At 25.9% G+C, this 4,810-nt stretch carries 7 protein-coding genes; 1 reads left to right on the top strand and 6 read right to left on the bottom strand.

The window, feature by feature from the left end; translation table 11 throughout:
• From Q5F54_RS10750 to Q5F54_RS10725, 6 genes are all read right to left on the bottom strand, one after another.
• On the bottom strand, positions 1-1,023 hold a 1,023-nt coding region (locus Q5F54_RS10750; protein ID WP_302334415.1), incomplete at its 3' end, for a hypothetical protein.
• Positions 1,024-1,029: 6 nt separating this feature from the next.
• Complete coding sequence (locus Q5F54_RS10745) at positions 1,030-1,158, bottom strand: hypothetical protein (protein WP_281538614.1); 129 nt, start codon at positions 1,156-1,158, stop codon at positions 1,030-1,032.
• Between the two features lie 2 nt (positions 1,159-1,160).
• Positions 1,161-1,727: an accessory gene regulator B family protein gene (locus Q5F54_RS10740; RefSeq protein ID WP_302334414.1), complete on the bottom strand. Its 567-nt coding sequence runs from the start codon at positions 1,725-1,727 to the stop codon at positions 1,161-1,163.
• A gap of 609 nt (positions 1,728-2,336) precedes the next feature.
• Positions 2,337-2,909 carry a manganese catalase family protein gene (locus Q5F54_RS10735; RefSeq protein WP_302334413.1) on the bottom strand — a complete coding sequence of 191 codons (573 nt, stop codon included), beginning with the start codon at positions 2,907-2,909 and terminating at the stop codon, positions 2,337-2,339.
• Between the two features lie 42 nt (positions 2,910-2,951).
• Entirely contained in the window at positions 2,952-3,215 is a 264-nt protein-coding gene (locus Q5F54_RS10730) for a spore coat protein CotJB (protein WP_302334412.1), read from the bottom strand.
• Between the two features lie 20 nt (positions 3,216-3,235).
• The gene (locus Q5F54_RS10725) at positions 3,236-3,433 is read right to left on the bottom strand and encodes a spore coat associated protein CotJA (RefSeq protein WP_302334411.1); all 198 of its coding nucleotides are present in this window, start codon (positions 3,431-3,433) and stop codon (positions 3,236-3,238) included.
• Between the two features lie 432 nt (positions 3,434-3,865).
• Between Q5F54_RS10725 and Q5F54_RS10720 the strand changes: the two genes are divergently transcribed.
• A partial coding sequence (locus Q5F54_RS10720) for a peptide chain release factor 3 (protein WP_302334410.1) occupies positions 3,866-4,810 on the top strand: 945 nt, incomplete at its 3' end.

Here is a 4,810-nt window from a genome sequence, read left to right as displayed (position 1 = left end):
ATACGTCTTTATAACAATTAATCCATTACCATCTAATGCTGTAGCTGCATTACTTAAAATATTAGATACTATTTTATGTAATTCATACTCACTAATATCAATTAAATTAGAATCAAATTCCTCATCTACAACTACATGTATATCTTTTAAATCTAAGGATTCAACTACACTACATATAATAGAGTCCCTATTAGTAATATATTCTACAGAAGATGATACTTCAGCATTCCCACTTATTATCTTTTTTAGCATTTCTCCTAATCTATCATATTGTTGCATTATATATAATCCATTAATATAAGATATTTGAGACCCATAGTCATGCTTTATTTTTTTAAGTTGATTATTTTTATCAATTAATAATTTATTTAATCTATCAATCTCTTCATATTTTTTGCCTATGCTATTCCTATAAATAGAAATCCCGATTATAAATGCAACAAACATTATTATCAATACATTGGTTAAAACTACATTAGCCCAACCATTTAATAACATAGAAATATTAGCTATGAAATCCATCAATATAACAATTATGAAAAAAATTGTAAATGAACGTTCACTTTTAGTAAAATACTGATATATTGTTTTTATATTATCTTTATTTTTTATAATAAGTAATTCTAAAATAATAGCTGGAATATATATTCCTAATAACATAGATGCTTCTGCATCAGAAATTACATTACTTATAGTAGGCCAAATTATACTAGTAACTAAAATAGCTGTAATTTGTACTAAAAAATATCCTATAAAGTATGCTAATAATGCCTTTTTGTATATATGTCTATATACTAAACCTATAATAATTATATTCATTGTTGCTATTACAGCTGTAGCTATATTTCCATTACTAAATATATTTGTAGCTAACATACTTGTAAAAAATATACCTATAATACTTATAACAAATTGCTTCTTACTAATCCTATCATTTTCCTTATTAAAAGATAAATAATAAGGAAAATAACTTACTATAAATGATTGTATTATAGTATTTAATAAATCAACAAATAAAATCATTACTTATTATCTTTTGTCTTTTAAGCTTTTTGGCATGTCTTCTACACCAATTCCTACCATAGATGCTGCTCCACTACTTACAACAACTATCGATAACATTGCCATTAAACTTCCAAATATCTTCTTGTAATTCATATTTATCCCTCCTTAGATTCTCTCAAATTAAACATTAAACAAACATTCATTGTTAATGTCCATGTTATTATATTACTATAAATTCCATATCTAATTATAATTACAGAAATTATAGATAAGATTATAGAATTAAGTACAGCTATTGTTTTATTTCTTCTTATTAAATTTTCCTTTGTTATAGGCATATATGTATTTATTATAGGTGATTGATGATATATACTAAATATGTTTACAATATTTAGTAATATTATACTTATATTATTTAAGTTACTATTTTTTGATATTAATATAATAAAATATGCTAGTGTCATAGTTGCAATTAAGCATCTTTTATGTGAATACTCATGATATCCCCCTGTAAATGGTCTTACACATGCAAGAGTAAACATAATTAAAATAATTTCTTTCATATATCCTAAAATAGAAAATACAGTAATTATAATTATAATTTTTAAAATTTCATACATTAATACTCTCATAATATATTGTATTTCCTCTGTTTTCTCGTGCGTAAAATTATTATATTTACATATGTCTTCAACAAAGTCGTATAATCGATTTCTTAACATTCGTAATATTTCTCCATAAAAATTTAATATTAATTATATAATATTCTATTCTATATATTTTTTCAACATTTTTCTCCTTTTTCAGAAAATTCAGATTTTCCTCTTAAAAAAATATATATTTAATATATAATAAAAGATAATATAGTTCGAAGTAATTTTATATTTATACTTCATTATTAAAATATGAAGTAAAAAAATCAAAAGTTTAAGATTTATTGAAAAATCCTTAAGTGTAAATTTAAAGTTTATAATAGCTTTAATTATTATTATTTTTTCAATGTATCTTTTATAGATTTATTATTTTATTAAGTTTTGTTATAAAATAATTTAATTAATTTCTATATACTAAAATGGAGTCTAGATAAATCTAAAACTCCATTTTAATATAAAATAAAAAATTCACTTCACTTGAGTAGCGTATCGGCAAAAAACTTTAAGCCACGTGTGGGCGCTAATTTTTATTTCGCCAACGATATATCCTTGCTTACACTATGGATACATCGGTTACTTGAGCCACTATATGGTCGAAGCATTTTAAAATATTATTTATACTATCTATATTATTAAGAAGTAAAACAATACTAAGTTAAAACTCAACTCTTAAATCTATTAAAAATTCTTTTTACTTTCTGTAAATTCATAAACATCCATTAATGCTTCTCCAAATCTTTGATAATGCACAATTTCTCTTTGACCTAAAAATCTTAAAATTTCTTTAAGGTCTGGATCATCTGTTAAGTTAATTAGTTGGTAATACGTAGCTAATGCTTTTTGTTCTGCTGCCATATCTTCATGTAAGTCTGTAACAGAATCTCCAAATACATTAATATAAGCTGTGGTAAAGTTTACACCATTTGCATCTACTGGTTGAAGTCCATGTCCAAAAGTAGCATAATTAGGTCCAAGTCCAGCTTCTTTAAGTTCTTCAGGAGTACAATCTTTCATTAATTGATATAATATAGCTGAAATAATCTCAACATGAGCCATTTCTTCTGTACCTATGTCAGTCAAAAGTGCTCTAGTTTTACCAGTTGGCATAGTATATCTTTGTTGAAGATATCTAAGAGCTGCTGCTAATTCACCATTAGGTCCACCTAATTGAGTCATTATATATTTAGCCATTTTCGGATCTGAATTTTTCAAATTAACTGGATATTCTAATGTTTTTTGATAAACCCACATCTATTTACTCCTCCTATAATTTTTATATTTTTAACTTTATTTCTATTTATAAAACTCATTATCCCATGGCCATGGATTATCAACCCATCCCCATTGATAACAATCTGGAACATATCCAAAATTAGTTAATGGTCCATATCTATCTTCATATTCAAACTTAGCATCTTGGAATTTTTCAAAATACATGTTGTATTCACATAAAGCATCTTCATCATCAGGATTATTATCTAGATATAAATTTAACTCTATACAAGCAAAGTGATATTCTAAAATTTGATTTAAAAGAGCTCTTCTATCTGATTCCATACTTGTCTATTCACTCCTTTTTACTTTACTCTGTTCATAGGATTTTCATATAACCAGGCATTATAATTATTTGATTCAACTAAATCTAACTCAGGAAATAGTGTTCCTCTTTTTAATGCAATACTTGGATTAAAAGTTTCTCCATAAATCTGTCTATTAACATATGGTCTTGCTAATTCTAGCCCACAGTTTTGTTCAATATCTCTTTTATTATCCATAGATTGCCTCCTTAACTTTTAATATAATTATTAAAACTTTAAATTAAATAAAGACAAAATTACCTTTGTATTTTTATTAAAATACTTTTTCGATAATTTTCGACATCTTTATCTAATATATACTATGGATATTATTTTTGATTTGTTACCATATTTTGATTAAATTAATTAATTTTTGCATAAAAATAAACCCTTAAAGCAGTATTTTACAAGTCTTTTTTACTTGTAGCTACTTTAAAGGGTGGGAAGTTCAAATTTTTTCTTTTATTATATTTCATTTTATATAAATCTTACTTGTTAACATTAAAATTGTGCATTTAAAAGTATCTTTACTTTTAATATTGACAGTTTTTAAATAAAGTTATAATATCAATAAGATTATAGCTTTTTATATTTAAATAATCATAAAATTAAAATAAAGGATGATAAAAAATGACAGAACAAAATTTAAACTTGGCTGACGAGGTTAAAAGAAGAAGAACCTTTGCAATAATCTCCCATCCCGATGCGGGAAAAACTACATTAACTGAAAAATTCCTATTATATGGTGGAGCTATTCGTGAAGCAGGTTCAGTTAAATCTAGAAAATCTCAAAAACATGCAGTATCTGACTGGATGGAAATAGAAAAACAAAGAGGTATATCTGTTGCATCAAGTGTTCTTCAATTTGAATATAATAACTTTTGTATAAACATTCTTGATACTCCAGGACATCAAGATTTCAGTGAAGACACATATAGAACATTAATGGCAGCTGACAGTGCTGTAATGGTTATTGACTCTGCTAAAGGGGTTGAGGATCAGACAAAGAAATTATTCCACGTTTGTAAAATGAGAGGAATTCCAATATTCACATTTATAAACAAAATGGACCGTCAAGGAAAAGACCCATTTGAATTACTTGAAGATATTGAAAATGTTTTAGGAATTCGTTCTTGTCCAGTAAACTGGCCAATAGGTTCTGGTAAAGACTTCAAAGGTGTATTTAACCGTCATAAAAACCAAATAGAGCTATTTGATGATGGTAACCACGGACAATCTATAGCTAACTCTATAACTGGTGAAGTATCTGATGAAAAGTTTAATACTTTATTAGGTAATGCTCTTCACAAAAAATTACTAGAGGATATTGAACTTTTAGATATTGCAGGGGATAACTTTGATTTAGAAAAAATATTAAGTGGTGAATTAACTCCTGTATTTTTCGGAAGTGCCCTTACTAACTTTGGTGTTGAGCCATTTTTAGAATCATTCCTAGAAATAACACCACCACCAACTCCTCGTAGCAGTAACTTAGGTGATATAGATCCTAACTCTAATAACTTCTCAGGATTTATATTTAAGATACAAGCTAATATGGATAAAAACCATAGAGAT

The organism is uncultured Romboutsia sp., from assembly GCF_958366745.1.
Classification (GTDB): Bacteria; Bacillota; Clostridia; order Peptostreptococcales; family Peptostreptococcaceae; genus Romboutsia; species Romboutsia timonensis.
Note: the sequence above shows the minus strand (reverse complement) of the source record. Positions and strands in the feature narration are given on the sequence as shown.

Excerpts from the sequence above, each read along its gene's own strand:
- Q5F54_RS10730 (WP_302334412.1), bottom strand. The coding sequence starts at position 3,215 with ATGGAATCAGATAGAAGAGCTCTTTTAAATCAAATTTTAGAATATCAC.
- Q5F54_RS10740 (WP_302334414.1), bottom strand. The coding sequence starts at position 1,727 with ATGTTAAGAAATCGATTATACGACTTTGTTGAAGACATATGTAAATAT.
- Q5F54_RS10735 (WP_302334413.1), bottom strand. The coding sequence starts at position 2,909 with ATGTGGGTTTATCAAAAAACATTAGAATATCCAGTTAATTTGAAAAAT.
- Q5F54_RS10725 (WP_302334411.1), bottom strand. The coding sequence starts at position 3,433 with ATGGATAATAAAAGAGATATTGAACAAAACTGTGGGCTAGAATTAGCA.
- Q5F54_RS10745 (WP_281538614.1), bottom strand. The coding sequence starts at position 1,158 with ATGAATTACAAGAAGATATTTGGAAGTTTAATGGCAATGTTATCGATA.